The sequence below is a fragment of the Streptomyces sp. NBC_00433 genome (genome assembly GCA_036015235.1).
GTDB lineage: Bacteria > Actinomycetota > Actinomycetes > Streptomycetales > Streptomycetaceae > Actinacidiphila.
Window position 1 is genome coordinate 441,455 of record CP107926.1, and the last position, 19,343, is coordinate 460,797.

A 19,343-nucleotide genomic window follows, 5' to 3' on the forward strand; every position below is an offset into this window, starting at 1 on the left:
CGTTTACGTGCCGGCCGGCTCAGGCCATGCCGAGTTCGTACGAGCTCTGCACCCATGCGCAGAGGTCCTTGAGGTCGTCCTCCACCTCGGTCCAGGACTTCATCGGCTTGCCGAAGGTGCGGATCTCGAAGGGCACCATCACCGCCTCCTCCTCGGTGTGGGAGGATATCTGGCGCATGCCGCCGAAGACGCTCTGCTGCCGGATGGCCGCCTCGCCGGTGAACGCCGCCCTGGTGTAGTCGAGCAGGACGACGGGGTCGTCCTCCTCGATCCCGCGGATGGCCGTCTCGTAGAACTCCCTCTTCGCCGCCAGGCCCTGCTCGTGGTAGCCGTCGGCGAGCAGCGTGGTGAGTTCGTCGTGGTTGTTGCGCAGGGCGGTCCGCACCACGGGGTCGAGGCGGGCGTGGACCTCGGCGAGCGGCGCACGGCTCAGCACCACGGTCCGGTTCTTGATGCCCATGGAACGGTCGTTCTCGACATCGTCGGCATGGTCGGCGAACGCGGTGACCTGCATGAACAGCAACTGGAGATAGCCCAGCACCTCCCGGCGGCGCCTCGCCTGCCCGCTGAGGAGCGCGTCCGCCTGGGTCGCGGGGCCCCGGGGCACGAACTTGTCGGCGGCGGTCTCGGCGAAGCGGTGCGCCTGGTGCAGCCGGTGCCGGGCGTCGGGCAGGTAGACGCCCTCGCGCAGCGGGGCGGCCGGTCGCAGCCGGTCGAAGAAGGTCGCCATGCCGGCGAGCGGCACGCCCACCGAGTAGTGGACGAAGAGGCCGTCGCCTTCACCGGGCTGCCCCGCGTGCTCGTGGTAGCCGTTCCTCGGCGCGAACCGGGCGCCGTTGCCCGCGGGCAGCGTCTGCAGGAGGCCGCCGGTCGAGCCGCTCAGCGTGCCCGCGCCGGCGCCGTAGAAGGCGTCACGGACTACCCGGATCCGCTGGAGGGTGTCCAGCAGCGCCACGGGACCGCTCGTGAAGCCGTCGCCGACGACGGACCAGGGCTTGGTGACGAACTCCAGGTTGGAGTATGTCGTGCCGCCCGGCAGGGACCGGGAGTCCGAGACCACCCGGAAGAGGGGCTTCCCCGTGGGCCCCGCCGGGTGCCGGGCGGTGCTCTCCGCCAGTTTGGTGTCCCCGTCGATCTTCTTCCCCGCCGCGTCGGTGACGGGAAGGCTGATCTCGATCTCGTACCCGATCATGCATGGCTCCTTCGCCTGTGCCGTTCAGGCCCGCCGAGCCGCCGCGAGGCATCGGACATCGCCGCCTGCCCCCGCCCCCGCGGTCCCGCGGCGTCTGCTTCGATCGCCATCCTGATACGTCCGGATATACATCGGATAAGCGGACCGGCACTCTCCGCGACAGCGCGTGACCTGGTGACGGCGGCGGCGGAGACCAGGCCGTCCGGCCGCCCGATCAGGCTTCGGTCAGTTCGGCCCAGATGGTCTTGCCCCGGCCGGCCCGCCGGACCCCCCAGCGCTGGGTGAGCTGCGCGGTGATGAACAGGCCGCGGCCGTTCTCGTCGGTGTCCACCGCGCGGCGCAGCTGCGGCGCGGTACTGCTGTTGTCGGTCACCTCGCAGGTGAGCACGGCGGCGCGGAGGAGCCTGAGGTCGATCGGACCGGTGGCATAGCGCACGGCGTTGGTCACCAGCTCGCTGACGACGAGAACGGTGCTGTCGGCCAGCTCCTCGATGCCCCACTCGGCGAGTTGCCGGGAGACCAGCCCGCGGGCCCGGGAGACCGCCTCGGGGGTGTTGGGAAGGGTCCACGCGTGCGTCTGCCCGGCGCCGAGCGTGCGCGTGCGGGCGGCCAGCAGGTAGACGTCGCGGTCCGGCTGCTCGGGGGCCAGCGCCTCGACGGCGGCGTCGCAGGCGCTCTGGAGGGTCGAGTGCGGGTTCGCCAGCGCCCGGTGCAGGCGTGCGGTGCTGTCCTGGTCCAGCGGGAGTGCCGCGTTGTGGAGCAGCAGGATGCTGCCCTCGGGCAGTTCCCGCTCGGTGACCTCGTAGCGCGCGATGTCGTGTCCCAGGGGCGGCCCCATGGGGACGTCGAGCGTCTCCTGCCCGCCGTCGGCGCGCAGCAGGACAGGAGCCGGATGCCCCGCACTGGCCGCCGTGCAGACGCGGGTCACCGGGTCGTAGACGACGTACAGGCAGGTTGCCGCCGCCCAGGCTTGCGGGGCGCCGGCGAGCGCCTGCGCCATGGCGGGGCGCGGGCGGCTGGACAGGTCGTGCAGGCGTTCCAGGATCTCGTCGGGCGTCAGGTCGAGGCCGGAAAGTGCCTCGCTGGCGGCACGCAGCTCGCTGGTGAAGGCCAGGGCGTCGCCGGTACGCAGGACGGCGTTCCCTCCGACGAGTGCGACGCGGGCGCCTGCCAGCGGGATGACGTCGAACCAGCCGCCGCCGGCGCCGGCGGGCAGATAGCTGTGGGCCAGGTCCAGCGCGGGCACCTCGGCCGTCTTCGGCTCGCGCAGATCACGTTGCACGATCCTCGCGACCGAGCGCTCACGCCCGTAGAGGCGGGCATTGTCCAGGCACAGGGCGGCGCACCCGGTCAGCTGCTCGACGAGCGCCAGATCCTCGTCGTCGAAGGCCCTCGGATTGCGCGACCGGTAGAACGACGCGAGTCCGAGGACGACGCCGCGCGCCCGGACCGGGGTGATGATCATGGAATGGACGCCCGAGTCGCGGAGGCGGGCGTATCTGCGGTCGCTGGGCGCCGCGAACCACGACTCGTCCGTCCCCACCTCGCGGAAGAGGACCGGGGCGAGGGTGGCGAGCACCTCGCGGTGGGGCGTGCCCGAGCGGTAGAGGGCGATCTCGCCGACCTCCGGCACACCTTGCCCGCGGTCTTCGACGGCGGACCGGAAACCTGCCCTGCGCAGCTCGGCGACCTCGTCGATCGACGCCGGCGTGGGGGCCTGCCCGCGGAAGACGGAGTCGAAGACGTCGACGGCCACGGTGTCGGCGAGCCCCTCCGCCACCAGGTCGCAGAATTCCGCCGCGGTGCGGAAGGTGTCGAGGGTCGTCCCCACCCGCGCGGCCGCCTCGTTCAGCAGCCGCAGCCCGGTTTCGGCGCGGACCCGCCGGGTGATGTCCGTGAGCGCGAGCGCGACTCCGAGCACCGCGCCGGAAGCGTCGTCCTGGAGGCGGAAGGCGGCGAGCGACCCGATCGCCTCGACCGGGGGATCCGACCGGGTCCGCGCCCGGATCCACAGGTCCAGGACCGGCCGCCCGCTCTCCAGCACGCCTGTGACGGCCCGCTCCATCTCCCCCGGCTCGCTGATGTCGAACGCCCGGATCATCTGGCCGAGGGTGCAGCCGACGTACTGGTCCACGGGGAAGTCACGGATCCGCCGTGCCGCGGTGTTGACCCGCACCAGCCGGAGATCGGCGTCGAAGAGGTGGAGCCCCACGGGCGACTGGGAGAAGACGGCGTCGGTGACCGCGTCGTTCAGCTCCCCCCGGTCTGACGCCGGCTTTGAAGGCCTGTCGGGCACGGCAGCGGGCCTCTCGCCAGAAGGACACTGCGACGGACACCCCCATCCGAGCCCGGTCCCCGGCCCGCGGCCACCGGGGCGGTGCGACCGGGTGAACCTGGCGCCGCCGGGTCGCCGTGCTCGGCGGCGCCACAGGCGCCAGGTGCAGGCCCACCGTGAGCGGCTCGCCGCACGGATCGCCGTCCTCAGCGGCCGGCGGGCGGCACTTGACGCCTGCCTACGCGGGGCCCGCCGCCGCGGGCCCCGGCTCGGACGGTGAACGAGATCCAGCTGTCGGGCGGCAGATCCGGGCGATCGGGTACGGGCCTGCGCTCCTCGGTCCACGCGTCGCCCGCGACCTCGGCGGCGACCCGGCGCCAGAAGCCGACCGCGGCGGCGTTGTCCTCCTGGAAGGCGACTTCCCACGGCCCCGGGTGCTTGATCAGTACCTCCTGAACGGCACGCAGCCCGATCCCCGTCCTGCGTATGCCACGCACCACGAAGAAGCTGTTCAGCACGCGCGTCGGGCCGGCCAGGGCGCGGACGAAGGCCAGGCCGACAGGGGAATCGCCGCTGGTCAGCAGATAGGGCGCCCAGTCGGCCTGCGTGAAGGCGGCGTCGAGCCGGTCGCTCCGGAAGGTCCCGTCGGGATCGGGCACCGCTTCGGTGAATTCCGACATGTCATGTCGGAACAGCAGCCAGAGGCGCTCCATCGCCGGCCGGTCGGCCGGATCGGCGAGGCGCACGGATATGTCGGTCACGCGTCTTCTCCAGGGTCGGCGGGTCGGTGGCGCGTCGGAGTCGCTGAGGAGTGCCCCTCGTTGCGGACCTCGTCGCGGAGGGGATTCGCCCGGTCCTTGACCTCGACGCAAGTGTGAGACTCCTACGTTCCGTGCATGGAGATCGACGAGCGGCACACAGCCGAGCAGACGCGGACGATACGGGCCCTGGTCCAGCGGTCGCACCGCGGGCCGGAGGACGTTGTCCTGACGACCGACCGGCGCCGCCCCGCCGCCGGGCCGGGTGACGACCTGATCCGGGTGGGCGCCGCCGGGGTCGACTTCGCGGACGTCATGCAGGCGCGGGGAACGTACGGAGGCGGACCGCAGACACCTTACGCGGCGGGCTTCGAGGCGGCCGGACCCGAGGCAGGCACGCCCTCGGCCCCTGGCGGTAGCGGCGGGCCGGCCGTACTCGGGCTCGCGCCGCTTCCGGGTCGCGTGCGGAGAATGCGGAGCCGGGCCGATGAGGCCATCCTGGGACGACGGGGACGACGGTACCGCCGGGGCACCCGGCGGCTCGCCCGGTGTGATCTGGTGACCGAGCTGTCCTGGAGGCGGCGATGGAGATGAGCCGACTCGGCATGGTCGTGCACGGCGGGCGCCCGGAGGCCGGGGAAGCGGCGCGCGTGGTGCGGGCCTGGTGCGCGGAGCACGGGGTTCACTGCGCCGACATCGACATGTGGCGGGAAGGCGACCGCCGCAGCCCTGGCGAGGAGGTGGCGGCGGCGGGGAGTCCCGACCTCATCGTCACCCTGGGCGGCGACGGGACCTTCCTGCGGGGCGCGCGGCTGGCCGTCGACGCCGACGTCCCGGTCCTGGGGGTCGATCTGGGGCGGGTGGGGTTCCTGACCGAGGTGTCGGTCTGCGACGTCCGCGCCGCGCTGGACTCGGTGCGCGAGGACCGGGTCAGGCTCGACACCCGCATGCTGCTCGCCCTGCGCGCCTCCCGCCGTCTCGAAGTGCCGGCGGAGATGGAGGAATGGGTGGGACGCGGCCGGGGGCCGCTGCCACCGCCGCCGCAGGTGCGCCCGGACTGCCTGGTCGACAAGGAGTGGGGCATCCCGCTGGACGTCACCGCGCTCAACGACGTCGTCCTGGAGAAGCTCTCCCGGGACCGCCAGGTGTCCGTCGGGGTCTACGTCAGCGGCAGGCTCCTGGCGTCCTACTCGGCCGACGCGCTGCTGGTGGCCACGCCGACCGGTTCGACCGCCTACAGCTTCGCCGCGGGCGGCCCGGTGGTCTCGCCGCGCGCCGAGGCCCTCGTCTTCACGCCGGTCGCCCCGCACATGGCCTTCGACCGGTCGGTGGTCGCGGCTCCTGACGAGCCGGTCGGCATGCGCATCCTGGAGCGTTCCGGCCCGGCCGCGGTCAGCATCGACGGCCAGGTCAGGGGCGTGCTCGACCCGGGGGACTGGATCGGCGTCTACCGGTCGCCGCGCCGGCTGCGGGCCGTACGGCTGGAGCCGATGGACTTCTACGGGCGGCTGCGGGAGCGGATGAACCTGACCGACGCGCCGGCCGCGGTCGCCGACGGGACCCCGGCACCCCTGTGGTCGCTGACCACGCCCGCGCCCGACGACCTCGCCCACCTGGCGCTGCTGACGGCGCCGGGCGGCCCCTCCCCCCTCATGTAGCCGCACAGGGGGCATTTGCCTGTGAGGCAAAACTTTTGCCTCACAGGCATGTCCTGCTGTTCCATGGAGTCATGGCAGCCACCGATCACCAGCCCCCCGCGGCCCACGACGACGACCTCGTCCTCGCCCCGCGGCTCCGGGACCTGCGGCAGGCGGCCGGGCTGACGCTGGAGAGCGCGGCGAGCCGGGCCGGACTGTCCGCGGCGCATCTGTCGCGGCTGGAGTCCGGGCTGCGCCAGCCCTCGCTCCCGGTGCTGCTCGGGCTCGCCCGGATGTACGGGACCACGGTCTCGGACCTGCTGGGTGAGACCGCGGGCGAGCCCGATCCCATCGTACGCGGGGCCGACGCGGCCGCGGTGCCTGCCGGCGGCTGGACGTACTGGCGGGCCGGCGGCAACGGGCGGGCCATGCAGGCGCTCCGGCTGCACATCCCGGCCGGGGCGCAGCGCGCGCTGGTGCGGGTGCACCCGGGCGAGGAGTGGCTGTACGTCACCGGCGGCACGCTCGACCTGACGCTCGGCGAGCGCACCCACACGCTCGCCCCCGGCGACTCCGCGCACTTCGACTCGCTGGTGCCGCACCAGCTGGCCGCCGCCGGCGGCTCGGGGGCCGACGTGCTGTTCATGCACACGCTCATGCAGAGCGAGACGTCCGCGCTGTGTGTCGGCGCCCCGTCCGCCCGCACCACCGCCGCGCTCCCCGCGGCGCACCGCACCGCCACCCCACGAGGAGACCGGTCATGACCACAGAAGCCACCCCGCGCGAGGCCGCCCCGAAGCCCGTCCCCGTCGTCGTCCCCACCACCAACGGCAGCGAGAAGCGCAAGCAGCGCGGGGTCATCACCCGGGTGCTGGTCTACGTGGTGGTCGCGCACCTGCTCGCCGCCTACCTCTACTTCCTCTTCGAGATCGCCGGCAAGCACTGACCGTCGCACCGGGTGGCCCCGCGGCGCCGGCGTGATCGAATGGCCGCATCGCGCGGCCCTCGCCGGTCCGCGGCCCACACCGCACCGCACGGCCAGTGGAAGGCGACCCGATGGCGCCTCCCGACGACGCGTGGCAGGCCGAGCTCCTTGCCGGGGCTCGAATCGCTCTACGAGGACCTGCACCGGCATCCCGAGCTGTCGGGCCACGAGCACCGTACCGCCCGCGAAGGCCGCGCAGGCGCCGGCCGACGCCGGGTACGAGGTGGCCGAGGGCGTCGGCGGCACCGGCATGGTCGGGGTGCTGCGCAACGGCGGGGGTCCTGTGGTGATGCTGCGGGCCGGCATGGACGCGCTGCCGGTCCGGTCCGGTCCGCGAGGCGACCGGGCCGCCGTACGCGTCCGAGGTCTACGCGCCAGGTCCCGACGGGGACAGCGTGCCGGTCGCCCACGCCTGCGGGCACGACATGCACGTGGCGGCCCTGGCCGGGGCGGCGGCGCTGCTCCCGCGGCTGCGAACCCACTGGTCGGGCACCGTGCTCGCGGTCTTCCAGCCGGCCGAGGAGCTGGTCGCCGGTGCGCGCGGGATGGTCGAGGACGGGCTCTTCGGGCGCGGCGGCCACGGTTCGCGGCCCGAGGCGACCGTCGACCCGGTGCTGCTCGCCGCGTCGGTCGTGGCGCGCCCGCGGGGCGTCGTGGCGCGCGAGGTGCCGGCGACGGAGACCGCGGTGGTGACGGTGGGCCGGCTGCAGGCCGGGACGAAGGAGAACACCGTCCCGGACACCGCGACGGTGATCGCCGCCTTCCAGGAGAGTGGCCACGACCAGCTGCCGAGCAGCCACTCCCCCGAGTTCGCACCCGTCGTCCAGCCCACCCTGACCACCGGGGTGGAGGCCCTCACCGTCGCGGCCCTGGGCAGGCTCGGCGGCTGAGGCCCGCCTCAGCGGGCGTTGCCCGCGCCGAGCCAGGCGAGGTAGTCGGCGACGGCGCGGGCGGTGTCGTACGCGGGGGTGTAACCGGTGTCCTGGTGCAGGCGGGTGATGTCCAGGCAGATGTCGGCGGGGGCCTGCGGGGCACGGCCCGCGGGGAGGTCGATCCGCATCGCGGGGGCGAGGGCGGCGGTGATGTCGGCGTTGGTGGTGATCCGGCCGGAGGCGACGTTGTAGGTGCGGTGGTTCAGCCGCGGTGCCTGCTGGAGCAGGGCCAGGGCCCGGCCGCAGTCCTTGGCGTAGATCAGGTCGGTGCCGTGGTCGGCGTGCGCGGGGACATACAGCGCGGACAGGTCGGGAACGGTGCCTCGGGCGGCGGCGTGGACGAGCTGGGGGGCGGCGAAGAAGACCGACGCCGGGCGGCCGAGCGGGCCCCAGGCGGCGGATATGCGGGCGTTGACCAGGTCGACGCCGGTGGCGGCGGTGAGGTGGTCGGTGAGCAGCTCGCCGATCTTCTTGAAGGCCGGGATGACGTGACCGGTCGTCATCGGCAGCGGCAGGTCCTCCTCCAGCGGGCCCGCGCCTGTCTCCGCCCCCGAGTAGACGCCGATGGTGCTGGCGGTGACGACCCGTGCGACCTTCCGTTCCGCCGCCGCCCGCACCACGTTCAGCAGGCTGTCGAGCGCCGCGCGGGCGGCCTCGACCGGGTCGCCGGGGCCGGGCGGCCAGGGCACGGACCCGGCGAGGTGGACGATGCCGGTCACCTGGTGCCGGTCGCCGATCTCGCGGAGCCGGTCGCGGTCGGCGAGGTCGGCCTGCTCGACGAAGAGCCGCGTGCCGTGCTCGGCGGCGAGGGCGGCGGGCAGGGCGGTGACACTGCGCCGCTGGACCAGCACGCAGGACTCGCCGAGGTCGAGCAGCGCGCGGGCGGTGTGCGTACCGATGAAGCCCAGGCCGCCGGTGATGAGGATCATCCGAAGTGCTCCGTTGCGGGGTCGGTTGTGCCAGGTCGAACGGCATGCGTCATCGCGTCGATCGACCTGATCGTCAGATGTAAGGAACGTCAGCTCCACTGACGTTCACGCTAGCGGTAGAATTTCCCGATGTCCAACACAGCACCCGAGCTGAACGGCCGGCTCGGCCATCTCATGAAGCACGCGCAGCTGCGGCTCACCGAGCTGAGCGCCGAAGCGCTCGCGCCGTTCGGCGTCACCGGGCGCGAACTGGCGGTGCTGCTCGTGCTCGCCGGGCAGGAGGCGGCCTCCCAGCAGCAGGCCGCGGGCCGGCTCGGCGTGGACAGGACGACGATGGTCGCCTTCCTCGACGCCCTGGAGGGCCGGGGCCTGGTGGCCCGCCGTCCCGACCCGGACGACCGCCGCCGCAATGTCGTGGTGCTGACGGTGAAGGGCGCGGACACGCTGCGGCAGGCGACCGAGGCGAGCGACGCGGCGGAGCGGCGCTTCCTGGCCCCGCTCAGCGCTCCCGACGCGGCCCGATTCCGCGCCGCCCTCCAGGCCGTGGCCCTGCACGAGGACGCCTCCGGCTGACGGGCGCGGCGCGTCAGGCCGCCGGGACGCGGCGCCCGGCCCAGGCGCGCACGCCCGGCCCCCCGGCCTTCCGCGTACGGCAGCGGGCGGTGATCTGGACCCGCTGGTCCGCGTCCCCTAGTTCTCGCGGCCCTGGTCGTCCCACAGGTCGGCACTGCGGGCACGGACCAGGGCCGCGATGCGCCGCACGGCCTCGGCGGCCGGCAGCGGTGCCGGCCTGCGGCCGTCGCGCAGCCGCAGCGCCATACCGTCCGCGGCGGCCTCGCGGGGACCGAGCACCGCCTGGTAGGGCGCGAGGCGGCCGGCCCTGACCCTGGCGCCCAGGGTGCCGTCCGCCGGGTGGGCGATCTCGGCCCGCAGGCCCTCGTCGAGGCACTTCTCCAGCAGCTCGGCGGCGTAGGGCACCTCGGCGTCGGTGAGCGGCAGCAGCACCAGCTGGACCGGGGCGAGCCAGCCGGGGAAGGCGCCGCCGTGCTGCTCGATGAGGTGGGCGACGGCCCGCTCGACGCTGCCGACGATGCTGCGGTGCACCATCACCGGGCGGTGCTTGGCGCCGTCGGCGCCGATGTACTCCAGGCCGAACTGCTCGGGCTGGTGGAAGTCGACCTGCACGGTGGACAGAGTGCTCTCCCGCCCGGCGGCGTCGGCGACCTGGATGTCGATCTTGGGGCCGTAGAAGGCGGCCTCGCCCTCCACCGCCTCGTAGTCCAGCCCCGCCGCTTCGAGTGCTTCGGTCAGCAGCGCGGCGGCCCGCCGCCACACGTCCTCGCCGCCGACGTACTTCCCGCCCGGTCCCGCCAGCGACAGGCGGTGGCGGACCGGCTCGATGCCGAGCGCCGCGTACGCCCGCCCGATCATGGCCAGCGCCGAACGCGCCTCGTCGGCGACCTGGTCGAGGGTGCAGAAGATGTGCGCGTCGTTCAGCTGGATCGCCCGCACCCGGGTCAGGCCGCCGAGCACCCCCGACAGCTCGGAGCGGTGCATCCCGCCGAGTTCGGCGATCCGCAGCGGCAGCTCGCGGTAGCTGTGGGCGCGGCGGCGGTAGATCAGGGCGTGGTGCGGGCACAGGCTGGGCCGCAGCACGAGCTGCTCGCCGCCGACGTCCATCGGCGGGAACATGTCGTCGCTGTAGTGCGACCAGTGCCCCGACACCTCGTACAGCTCCCGCTTGCCCAGCACGGGTGAGTAGACGTGCCGGTAGCCGGCTCTGCGCTCCTCCTCCCGGATGTACTCCTCCAGGGTGTGCCGCACGGCCGCGCCGTCGGGGAGCCAGTAGGGCAGCCCGGCGCCGATCAGCGGGTCGGTGTCGAACAGCGACAGTTCGCGGCCGAGCTTGCGGTGGTCGTTCACGGTGGTCTCCTCGCGGACAGGCAGGGCGGGTGACCACACGGCGAAGCCCCGGGGCACTCGCCCCGGGGCTTCGCTCACGGACATCGATCAGCGCGCCGGGACGTACTCCGGCGTCGTCGTCTGTCCGTAGCGCTTCATGCCGCGAAGGGTAGCAGGGTCGCGCGGCAGGTGCAGCCGTACGGCGGCGCGGCCCCCGGGCGCCCCGTCACCCGGCGGCACGCGCCGCCCGGACGAGCCCCGCCCGCCTCGCGCCCGAAGGCCTTCGCCGCGCCGTTGCGCCAGCCCTCCGCCATGGCCGCCGACATCGGGTCGGGGAAGATGTCCTCCTGGTCCTTCTCCACCCCGTCGTAGACGGCCGCCGCCACGGCCTCGGGGGACGCCTTCGGTATGTCCGAGTCCGCGCGACACGTCGGTGTCGACCGGGCCGGTCAGCACGGCGTGGACGCGCGCCCCCGATCGCCCAGGATGCCGCGCAGCGCCTGGTGCTCTTCGAGCGCCTCGCGGTCGCCGAGGTCGTCGTAGCGGGCGATCCGGCGTTGTCGACCTGCACGTCGAGCGGCTCGACCTTTCCGACGGCCGCACGGATCTGCTCCGCGCTGGTGACGTCCGTGGTCAGCGGGGTGACGCGGTCGTCGGCAGCGTCCAGCGGCTCCCGCGCGGCGGCGTACACCCGCTTCGCGCCGCGCCTGAGCGCCTCGTCGACCAGCGCCCGGCCGATGCCGGGCGGCGGCGGACCACCTCCCGCGCCGGCCCGGCGATCTCCGGACGGTCGCGATGTCCGCCAACGGCCGGCCGGCGCTCGCGGCGTATCGGCGCGGCCACGACGGCCGCCACCGCGCCTACGTGATCCAGGTGCTCAGCTGCACCCCGGTGGGCGTGGCCCGGATCAGCGCCTTCAGGGACCTGCGGCTGTTCACAACCCTTCGGCCGGGCGGCGGGACTGCCCGCTACGGCTCACACCTCGGGGCTGTAATACGCCAGGGTCGCGTCGAAGGCGGCGATCCAGGCGTCGAGTTCGGCCGGTCTGCGGGTGGTGACCTCGCAGGAGTGCAGGGTGCCGTCGTGGAGGGCGAGGGCGACGACCAGGACGTGCCCGCGGCGCTGCCCCCGCTCGCACCAGGCGACGTCGACGGCGGGCCAGGGGAAGGCCAGGACGCGGCCGTCGGTGCCGAGCAGCATGCCGGCCGCGTCGAGGACGACGGCGTTCTTGCGGTCCATCGCGAGGAATTCGGGCGCGGCGCCCTGCCCTGCGCCTGCCGCGCCCATGGGCGGGATGGGGGCGCCGGGCCCGTACGGTGACGGCGGCAGCGCCGGCGCCGGCGCCGCGCCGGCGGCCGCCGGCGGGTAGGCGGGCATCGCCGGCACGGCAGGGGCCGGCGGCGTGTCGTACGGCACGGGGGCGGGCGGCCGTGCACCAGGGGCGTACGGCTCCGGGCCCGGCGACGGCGTACCGGGCGGGTAGGAGACGGGCGCGGACGGCTCGTGGGTGTCGGGTGCGGCTCGCGGGTCGTTCGGCGGTGCGAGGTCGTAGGACGTGCGGCCCGGTTCGGCCCGCGGCGGGCCGTACGCCAACGGGCTGAGCCGGTCGAGGAGTTGCTCGGCGCTGGGCCGGTGCGCGGGTGACTTCTCCAGGCAGGCGGCGGCCAGCGGGCGCATCCGCTCGGGCACGGCCGACACGTCGGCCTCGTGGTGGACGGAGCGGTAGACCAGTGCCACCGGAGTGCCGCCGCCGAAGGCGCGGCCGCCCGCCGCCGCGACCAGCACCGCGCCGAGCGCGAAGACGTCGGCGGCGGGACCGACGTCCAGCCCCTCGGCCTGCTCGGGCGCCAGGAAGCCCGGTGTGCCGAAGGCCGTACCGGTGACGGTGAGCCTGGCGTCCTCCATGGCCCGAGCGATGCCGAAGTCCAGCACCCGGGGGCCGTCAGCGGCCATCACGATGTTGCCCGGCTTGAGGTCCCTGTGCACCAGGCCGCAGCCGTGGATCGCCTGCAGGGCCTCGGCGAGCGCCGCCCCCAGGGCGCTCAGCCGCGGCTCGTCCATCGGCCCTTCGGCGGCCAGCAGTTGGGCCAGCGTCGGGCCCGGTACGTAGGCGGTCGCGAGCCAGGGCGCCGCGGCCTCGGGGTCGGCGTCGACCACCTGCGCGGTGTGGAAGCCGCCGACGCTGCGGGCCGCCGCGACCTCGCCCCTGAAGCGGGCCCGGAATCCCGGGTCCGCGGCCAGTTCGGGCCTGACGACCTTCACCGCGACGAGCCGCCCGCCCCGCGAACGGGCCAGCCACACCGTGCCCATGCCGCCCTCGCCGAGCTTGCGCTCGACTCCGTAGCCGCCGATCCGCTCCATCCGGGCCCCTCCCCCATGTCCGACCCCGCGATTATGACGAAGCCCACGTCCCCGCTCCGCACCGCCTCACGCCCTCGTCAGCGGCGTGCAGCGGGACGCGCGGGTGGTTTTCGGACGGCAGGCCCGGGGCGGCGCACGCACTGGGCCGCTTTGGGAGGCGCACGCCTGGACGAACTGCGGCTACCTTCCCGGTAGTCATCGCCTCATCCGAGGTGGTTCGCCGACCAGAGAGGACCCATATGAGTCAGCCAGGGCAACGAGTGGGCGTCGTGGCCGAGTCACGGGCCGGTGAGACGCGGGTGGCGGCCACCGCGGTCACGGTGGCCCAACTGCGCGACCTGGGCTACCAGGTGGTGGTCGAGTCCGGTGCGGGGCTCGGGGCGAGCCTGGACGACGAGGCCTACCGGGCAGCTGGTGCGGACATCGGGAGCCGTACGGAAGCGTGGGGCGCCGACGTCGTCCTCGCGGTCGACGCGCCTTCCGCGGAGGAGATCGCGCTGCTGGCGGACGGCTCGACGCTGATCTCCCTGCTCGGCCCCGCGCAGAATCCCGACCTGCTCGACGCGCTCGCGCGGCGGCCGGTCACCGCGCTCGCGATGGACGCGGTGCCGCGGATCTCCCGCGCCCAGTCGCTCGACGTGCTCAGCTCGATGGCCAACATCGCCGGCTACCGGGCGGTGGTGGAGGCCGCGCACGCCTTCGGGCGGTTCTTCACCGGCCAGGTCACCGCGGCGGGCAAGGTGCCGCCGGCGAAGGTGCTGGTCGCGGGCGCCGGGGTGGCCGGCCTCGCGGCGATCGGCGCGGCAGGCAGCCTCGGGGCGATCGTACGGGCGACCGACCCGCGCCCCGAGGTCGCCGACCAGGTCCGGTCGCTCGGCGGGGAGTTCCTGTCGGTGGAGTCGGCCGAGGCGGAGGTGAGCGCGACCGGCTATGCCAAGGAGATGTCGGACGACTACAACACCCTCGCGGCCGCGCTGTACGCGCGCCAGGCCCCCGAGGTGGACATCGTCATCACCACCGCCCTGATCCCCGGCAGGCCCGCCCCGCTGCTGATCACCGAGGAGATGGTGGCGAGCATGCGGCCGGGCAGCGTGATCGTGGACATGGCCGCGGCGCAGGGCGGCAACGTGGCGGGCACGGTCGCCGGCGAGGTCGTGGTCACCGCCAACCAGGTGACGATCATCGGCTACACCGACCTGGCGTCCCGGCTGCCCGCGCAGGCCTCCCAGCTGTACGGCACCAACCTGGTGAATCTGCTGAAGCTGCTGACCCCGGGCAAGGACGGGCAGTTGGTGCTGGACTTCGACGACGTGGTGCAGCGCTCGGTGACGGTGGTGCGGGACGGTGCGAAGACCTGGCCGCCGCCCCAGGTCCAGGTGTCCGCGGCGCCGGCCGTCGCCGCTGCCGCCCCGGCCGCGGCCGCGGTGGCGCCCCGCAAGGCGGCGTCGCCGGGCCGTACGTACGCGCTGGTGGGGCTGGGCGCGGCGGTGCTGTTCCTGGTGACGGCCTTCGCGCCCGAGCAGTTGATCGGCAACCTGACGGTCTTCGTGCTGGCGATCGTCATCGGCTACTACGTGATCGGCCACGTGCACCACGCCCTGCACACCCCGCTGATGTCGGTGACCAACGCGATCTCCGGCATCATCGTGGTCGGCGCGCTGCTGCAGATCGGGCACGCGCACACCGCGGTGACGGTGCTGTCCTTCGTGGCGGTGCTGCTGGCGTCCATCAACATCTTCGGCGGCTTCGCCGTGACCCGGCGCATGCTCAGCATGTTCGCGAAGGACTGACGGCCATGACTGCATCGACTGCCGCACAGGCGGCCTACGTTGTCGCCGCCCTGCTGTTCATCCTCAGCCTCGCCGGGCTGTCCCGGCACGAGACGTCGCGCTCCGGGGTGGCGTACGGCATCGGCGGTATGGCCATCGCGCTGGTGGCCACCATCGGCCTGGCGTCCCGCAGCATCGCGGCGACCGGGATCGGGCTGCTGGCGCTGGCCATGGTCCTCGGCGCCGGCATCGGCCTGTGGCGGGCCCGCCGGGTCGAGATGACCGGCATGCCGGAACTCATCGCGATACTCCACAGCTTCGTCGGCCTGGCCGCGGTGCTCGTCGGCTGGGACGGCTACCTCGACGTCGAGGCCAAGGGCGCCGCGCAGCACGAGATCGCCGCCGACCTGCTGCGCATCCACCACGCCGAGGTCTTCATCGGCGTCTTCATCGGGGCGGTGACCTTCACCGGTTCGATCATCGCCTTCCTCAAGTTGTCGGCGCGGATCAAGTCGAGCCCGCTGATGCTGCCGGGCCGCAACGCGATCAACCTGGGCGGCCTGGCCGCCTTCGTGGGGCTGACCGTGGCCTTCGTCGTGTCGCCGCACCTGTGGCTGCTGATCGCGGTGACCGCGGTGGCGCTCGCGCTCGGCCTGCATCTGGTGGCGTCCATCGGCGGTGGCGACATGCCGGTGGTCGTCTCGATGCTGAACAGCTACTCGGGGTGGGCGGCGGCCGCGTCGGGCTTCCTGCTCGACAACAACCTGCTGATCGTGACCGGCGCGCTGGTCGGCTCCTCGGGTGCCTATCTGTCGTACATCATGTGCACCGCGATGAACCGGTCGTTCCTCTCGGTGATCGCCGGCGGCTTCGGCGTGGAGACCGGCCCGGCCGACACCACGGAATACGGCGACCACCGGGAGATCAACGCCGAGGACACCGCGAAGCTGCTGCGGGACGCCACCTCGGTGGTCATCACCCCCGGCTACGGCATGGCGGTGGCGCAGGCGCAGTATCCGGTGGCCGACCTGACCCGCAAGCTGCGCGAGCGCGGGGTGGACGTGCGGTTCGGCATCCACCCGGTGGCGGGGCGGCTGCCCGGCCACATGAACGTGCTGCTGGCCGAGGCGAAGGTGCCGTACGACATCGTCCTGGAGATGGATGAGATCAACGACGACCTCGCCGCGACCACGGTGGTGCTGGTCATCGGGGCCAACGACACGGTCAACCCGGCCGCGATCGACGACCCGGGCAGCCCGATCGCGGGCATGCCGGTGCTGCGGGTGTGGGAGGCGGAGAGCGTCATCGTCTTCAAGCGGTCGATGAACCCCGGTTACGCCGGGGTGCAGAACCCGCTGTTCTTCCGGGAGAACAGCCAGATGCTGTTCGGTGACGCCAAGGACCGGGTGGAGGACATCCTGCGGGCGCTGTGAGCCGGGACCCGGCGGGCGGCGGGCGCTGCCGCCGCCCGCCGGCTACGCGAGCGGGCCGAGGCCGCCGGTGAGGGTGGTGCGGGGGATCGGCGGGCGGTCCCACAGGGCGAGGATCTCGTTGACGAGGTCCACGACGGGCAGGAGCGGCCGCCCGCCGTGGACCTCGACGGACGCGGCGGACAGGGAGCGCGGGACCGCCCCGGCGTCGAGCAGCACGCGCCAGTCCTCCGGGCCGAGTTCCAGGAACTCCAGGCCGGTCAGCGCGGCGATCTCCAGCGGGTCGGCGAGCGTGCCGGGGTAGGCGGCCAGCGTCCTGAGCCGGGGCAGTCCGACGACGGGGGCGAGGCTGACCGGAGCGTCGTCCCACACGCCGACGCTCAGCACCTCCAGGTCCGGGTGGACGGCCGCCTCGACGCTGCGCAGCGAACCGGCATTGACCCGGGCGACGGCGGGGGCGCCGTGCGCGTCGGTGCCGGACCCCCATGCGGTGGGCAGGTTCACGACCAGGTCGGTGAGCGAGTCGGCCAGCAGGCAGGCGCCGAGGTTGTCCTCGTGCGGGATGACGACGACCTGCCCGATGTGGCCACCCGGACCGGGTGTCAGGTCGACCGCGAGCCGGTCGCCGCCGCCGTTGTCGCCGAAGGCGATCCAGCCGGGTGAGCCGGCCAGTGCCTGCACCGCGGCGTCGGGCGCGGTGACCGCGGCCTCCATCGCCGCGAACTCCCACCGGGACGGGCGGGACGACGCGTCGGCGACGTACAGCCCGTCCAGCGGGAACAGCTCGCAGCCGACCGCGTCGGCGAAGGCTTCCGCCGCCTCGTGGCCGGCCCGGTCCTGCCACCGCGCCCGGGTCACCCGGTAGAGCGCCGCCAGTTCGGCCGGCAGTGCGACGCCGAGGCGTTTCTCCGCGTCGGCCATCTCCGCGTCGGTGGCGCCGACCGCTTCGGGGATACGTGCGCGCAGCGTCCGCTCCAGCAGCGCGGGATCGGCCGAGGCGGCGGGCGTCGCGCCGGGCACCGGCACGGGCAGGCGGCGCCAGGGCTCGGGGAGCGCGCCCTCGACCAGGGTCATCGACCCCGGATACGCGTTGCCGATGCCGGGCTCCACGGCGGGGCTGGGCCAGAACACGTCGAGCACGGCCGACCCGTCCGGGGAGATGCCGACGGTGAAGGAGACGTGGTCGGTGCCGTCCTCCGCGAGGGCGGCGCGGATCGGCTCCACCGCGTCGAACTCGGGCATGTCGCCGACCTGGAGCGCCTGCCCGGGGCGCGGCCGCCGCGGCCGGGTCGGCAGGCTCCAGCCGCCCCGCCCGATCTGCCCCGCCACCTGGCCGCCGGGCGCGGCGAGCGCGTCCGCGTTGTCCGCCCGCAGCACCCGCAGCAGCGGCTCCCAGGTGGTGAAGTCGTGGAGCGAGGACACGGACGGCCTCCAGCGGGTGGGCGTACACAGCGGGCACGGCGGGCTCGATTATCACCGAGCCGCCGGCGGACCGGCACCGCTCCGCCGAACACCCGGCGCCGGCCACCGGCCGCCCGGCACCGCCCCGCCGCCGCTATCCCGCCGTCACCGCCGGGGGCTACGGCCGCTGCGCCACGAAGACGAATTCCTTGCCCGGCCGGTCCGGCGCGTCGCGCACCTCCCGTACGGCGAAACCCTGCGCGGCGAGGTCCGCCTCGATCTCCGCGCGCTCGCGGAAGCGCAGGGTCGACTCGGAGGTCAGCGTCTGCCCGTCGGCGCCGAAGACGTACGTCCCGCGGAAGGTCACCAGCGGCAGGTCGACCTCGATCAGGTCGTGCCAGGTGCGCACCTCGCCGACGCCGGGGATGTGCGTGACGCGGTAGGAGGCGGCGCGATTCCAGGTCTCCCACGCGCGCCGGGCCGGATCGCGGGATTCGAGGACCAGGTGCCCGCCGGGGCGCAGCGCCCGGTGGGCGCCGGCGAGGGTCCGCTGCCAGGTGCCGGGGGCGGCGACGGCCTGGGCGACATTGCCGGTCATGGTGGCGAGGTCGGCCCGGACCGGCGGCAGCGCGGCGGCGTCGCCGTGGATCCAGCGCACGCGGTCGGCGCCCGGTTTGGCCCGTGCCACCTCGATCGAGGCGCGGGCGGGGTCGACGCCGACGACGCCGATCCCGCGGTCGGCGAGCAGCAGCGCGAGGACACCGGTGCCGCAGCCGATGTCCAGTACCTGCTCGGCGCCGACCTCCGCGGCCAGCGCCAGGTAGGGGTCCAGGTCGCCGCGGTCGGGGTCGAGCGCGTCGTAGATCGCGGCCAGTCGCGGGTGGCCGTACAGCTCCTCGGTCATGGCGGCGAAGATACCGCCGGAGCGTCACTCCCCCGCGTCGATCTCCGGTGGGGAGTCCGGGTCGGGGGCGCTGTCGACCGCGTGCGGGCCGGTGGGCGGTTCGAGGGGCGGCAGGGGGTTGCCGCGGTCGGCGGGGCCGGGGTGGTGCTGGTCTTCGACGAACTGGGTGACGGCTTTCGCGCTGTCGAGCAGCTGGGCCGGGAAGACGATGGTGCTGTTCTTCTCGGCGGCGATCTCGGCCAGGATCTGCAGATTGCGCAGCTGGAGGGCGATCGGGTGGTCGGCGATGACGTCGGCGGCCTCCGCGAGGCGCCCGGCGCTCAGGGCCTCGCCCTCCGCCGCGATGATCTTGGCGCGCTTCTCCCGCTCGGCTTCCGCCTGGCGGGCCATCGCCCGCTGCATGCTGGTGGGCAGCTGGATGTCCTTCAGCTCGACCAGGAAGACCTGCACGCCCCACTGCTCGGTGATGTTGTCCAGGATCTCGCGGATCGCCAGGTTGAGCGTCTGGGTGTCGGTGAGCACCTGGTCGAGCATCGAGCGGCCGACGATGTTGCGGACCGTGGTCTGGGCGATCTGGCCGACCGCCTGGTCGACGTTCTCGATCTCCACGATGGCCTTCACCGAGTCCACCCGGCGGAAGTACGCCACCGCGGCCACGCCGATCGACACGTTGTCCTGGGTGATCACCTGCTGTGACGGGACGGGCATGGTGACCGTGCGCAGGCTCACCTTCCACATCCGGTCGGAGAACGGGATCATGAAGTGGATGCCCGGCTTTCGTACCCCGCGCAGCCGCCCGAGACGGAACACGACCCCGCGCTCGTACTGCCGGACGACGGCGACTCCCAGATTCGGCATGGCCTGCGCC

Annotated in this window: 16 protein-coding genes and 1 pseudogene; 7 read left to right on the forward strand and 10 right to left on the reverse strand. The window is 73.9% G+C overall.

Features of this window, described 5'->3' with window-relative positions; all coding sequences use genetic code 11:
* Positions 1-19: 19 nt before the first annotated feature.
* The 3 genes from OG900_01805 to OG900_01815 form a co-directional block, all read right to left on the reverse strand.
* A complete protein-coding gene (locus OG900_01805; GenBank protein ID WUH88990.1) occupies positions 20-1,192 on the reverse strand; it encodes a hypothetical protein in 1,173 nt (390 codons plus the stop codon).
* Between the two features lie 214 nt (positions 1,193-1,406).
* A complete protein-coding gene (locus OG900_01810) occupies positions 1,407-3,488 on the reverse strand; it encodes a SpoIIE family protein phosphatase (protein WUH88991.1) in 2,082 nt (693 codons plus the stop codon).
* 185 nt (positions 3,489-3,673) lie between these two features.
* Positions 3,674-4,228, reverse strand: a complete 555-nt coding sequence (locus OG900_01815; protein WUH88992.1) for a GNAT family N-acetyltransferase — start codon at positions 4,226-4,228, stop codon at positions 3,674-3,676.
* A gap of 581 nt (positions 4,229-4,809) precedes the next feature.
* Here OG900_01815 and OG900_01820 point away from each other — a divergent pair.
* The 4 genes and pseudogenes from OG900_01820 (at position 4,810) to OG900_01835 (ending at position 7,737) form a co-directional block, all read left to right on the forward strand.
* Positions 4,810-5,883 carry an NAD(+)/NADH kinase gene (locus OG900_01820; protein WUH88993.1) on the forward strand — a complete coding sequence of 358 codons (1,074 nt, stop codon included), beginning with the start codon at positions 4,810-4,812 and terminating at the stop codon, positions 5,881-5,883.
* A gap of 71 nt (positions 5,884-5,954) precedes the next feature.
* Positions 5,955-6,626 carry an XRE family transcriptional regulator gene (locus OG900_01825; GenBank protein ID WUH88994.1) on the forward strand — a complete coding sequence of 224 codons (672 nt, stop codon included), beginning with the start codon at positions 5,955-5,957 and terminating at the stop codon, positions 6,624-6,626.
* Complete coding sequence (locus tag OG900_01830) at positions 6,623-6,808, forward strand: DUF6126 family protein (protein WUH88995.1); 186 nt, start codon at positions 6,623-6,625, stop codon at positions 6,806-6,808. Before OG900_01825 ends, OG900_01830 begins: the two co-directional genes overlap by 4 nt.
* A 147-nt stretch (positions 6,809-6,955) precedes the next feature.
* Positions 6,956-7,737 (forward strand): annotated as a pseudogene (locus OG900_01835) (M20/M25/M40 family metallo-hydrolase).
* Between the two features lie 8 nt (positions 7,738-7,745).
* Here OG900_01835 and OG900_01840 read toward each other — a convergent pair.
* Positions 7,746-8,708, reverse strand: coding sequence for an NAD(P)-dependent oxidoreductase (locus OG900_01840; GenBank protein ID WUH88996.1), 963 nt, complete (start codon positions 8,706-8,708; stop codon positions 7,746-7,748).
* 129 nt (positions 8,709-8,837) lie between these two features.
* Here OG900_01840 and OG900_01845 point away from each other — a divergent pair, with 129 nt between their 5' ends.
* Positions 8,838-9,281 carry a MarR family transcriptional regulator gene (locus OG900_01845; protein ID WUH88997.1) on the forward strand — a complete coding sequence of 148 codons (444 nt, stop codon included), beginning with the start codon at positions 8,838-8,840 and terminating at the stop codon, positions 9,279-9,281.
* A 117-nt stretch (positions 9,282-9,398) separates the two neighbouring features.
* Here OG900_01845 and thrS read toward each other — a convergent pair whose 3' ends face one another.
* The 3 genes from thrS to OG900_01860 form a co-directional block, all read right to left on the reverse strand.
* On the reverse strand, positions 9,399-10,631 hold the full coding sequence (gene thrS, locus OG900_01850) for a threonine--tRNA ligase (GenBank protein WUH88998.1): 1,233 nt from the start codon (positions 10,629-10,631) through the stop codon (positions 9,399-9,401).
* 134 nt (positions 10,632-10,765) lie between these two features.
* Positions 10,766-10,996, reverse strand: coding sequence for a hypothetical protein (locus tag OG900_01855; protein WUH88999.1), 231 nt, complete (start codon positions 10,994-10,996; stop codon positions 10,766-10,768).
* 589 nt (positions 10,997-11,585) lie between these two features.
* The gene (locus OG900_01860) at positions 11,586-12,971 is read right to left on the reverse strand and encodes a protein kinase (GenBank protein WUH89000.1); all 1,386 of its coding nucleotides are present in this window, start codon (positions 12,969-12,971) and stop codon (positions 11,586-11,588) included.
* 239 nt (positions 12,972-13,210) lie between these two features.
* Between OG900_01860 and OG900_01865 the strand changes: the two genes are divergently transcribed.
* Both OG900_01865 and pntB read left to right on the forward strand, forming a co-directional pair.
* On the forward strand, positions 13,211-14,761 hold the full coding sequence (locus OG900_01865) for a Re/Si-specific NAD(P)(+) transhydrogenase subunit alpha (GenBank protein WUH89001.1): 1,551 nt from the start codon (positions 13,211-13,213) through the stop codon (positions 14,759-14,761).
* 5 nt (positions 14,762-14,766) lie between these two features.
* Positions 14,767-16,173, forward strand: coding sequence for a Re/Si-specific NAD(P)(+) transhydrogenase subunit beta (gene pntB, locus OG900_01870; GenBank protein WUH89002.1), 1,407 nt, complete (start codon positions 14,767-14,769; stop codon positions 16,171-16,173).
* Between the two features lie 42 nt (positions 16,174-16,215).
* On the opposite strand, the gene OG900_01875 is transcribed toward pntB, so the two are convergent.
* From OG900_01875 to OG900_01885, 3 genes are all read right to left on the reverse strand, one after another.
* Positions 16,216-17,592, reverse strand: a complete 1,377-nt coding sequence (locus OG900_01875; protein ID WUH89003.1) for an SMI1/KNR4 family protein — start codon at positions 17,590-17,592, stop codon at positions 16,216-16,218.
* 157 nt (positions 17,593-17,749) lie between these two features.
* Positions 17,750-18,475: a class I SAM-dependent methyltransferase gene (locus OG900_01880; GenBank protein ID WUH89004.1), complete on the reverse strand. Its 726-nt coding sequence runs from the start codon at positions 18,473-18,475 to the stop codon at positions 17,750-17,752.
* A 24-nt stretch (positions 18,476-18,499) separates the two neighbouring features.
* Positions 18,500-19,333 carry a slipin family protein gene (locus OG900_01885; GenBank protein WUH89005.1) on the reverse strand — a complete coding sequence of 278 codons (834 nt, stop codon included), beginning with the start codon at positions 19,331-19,333 and terminating at the stop codon, positions 18,500-18,502.
* Positions 19,334-19,343 lie beyond the last annotated feature (10 nt).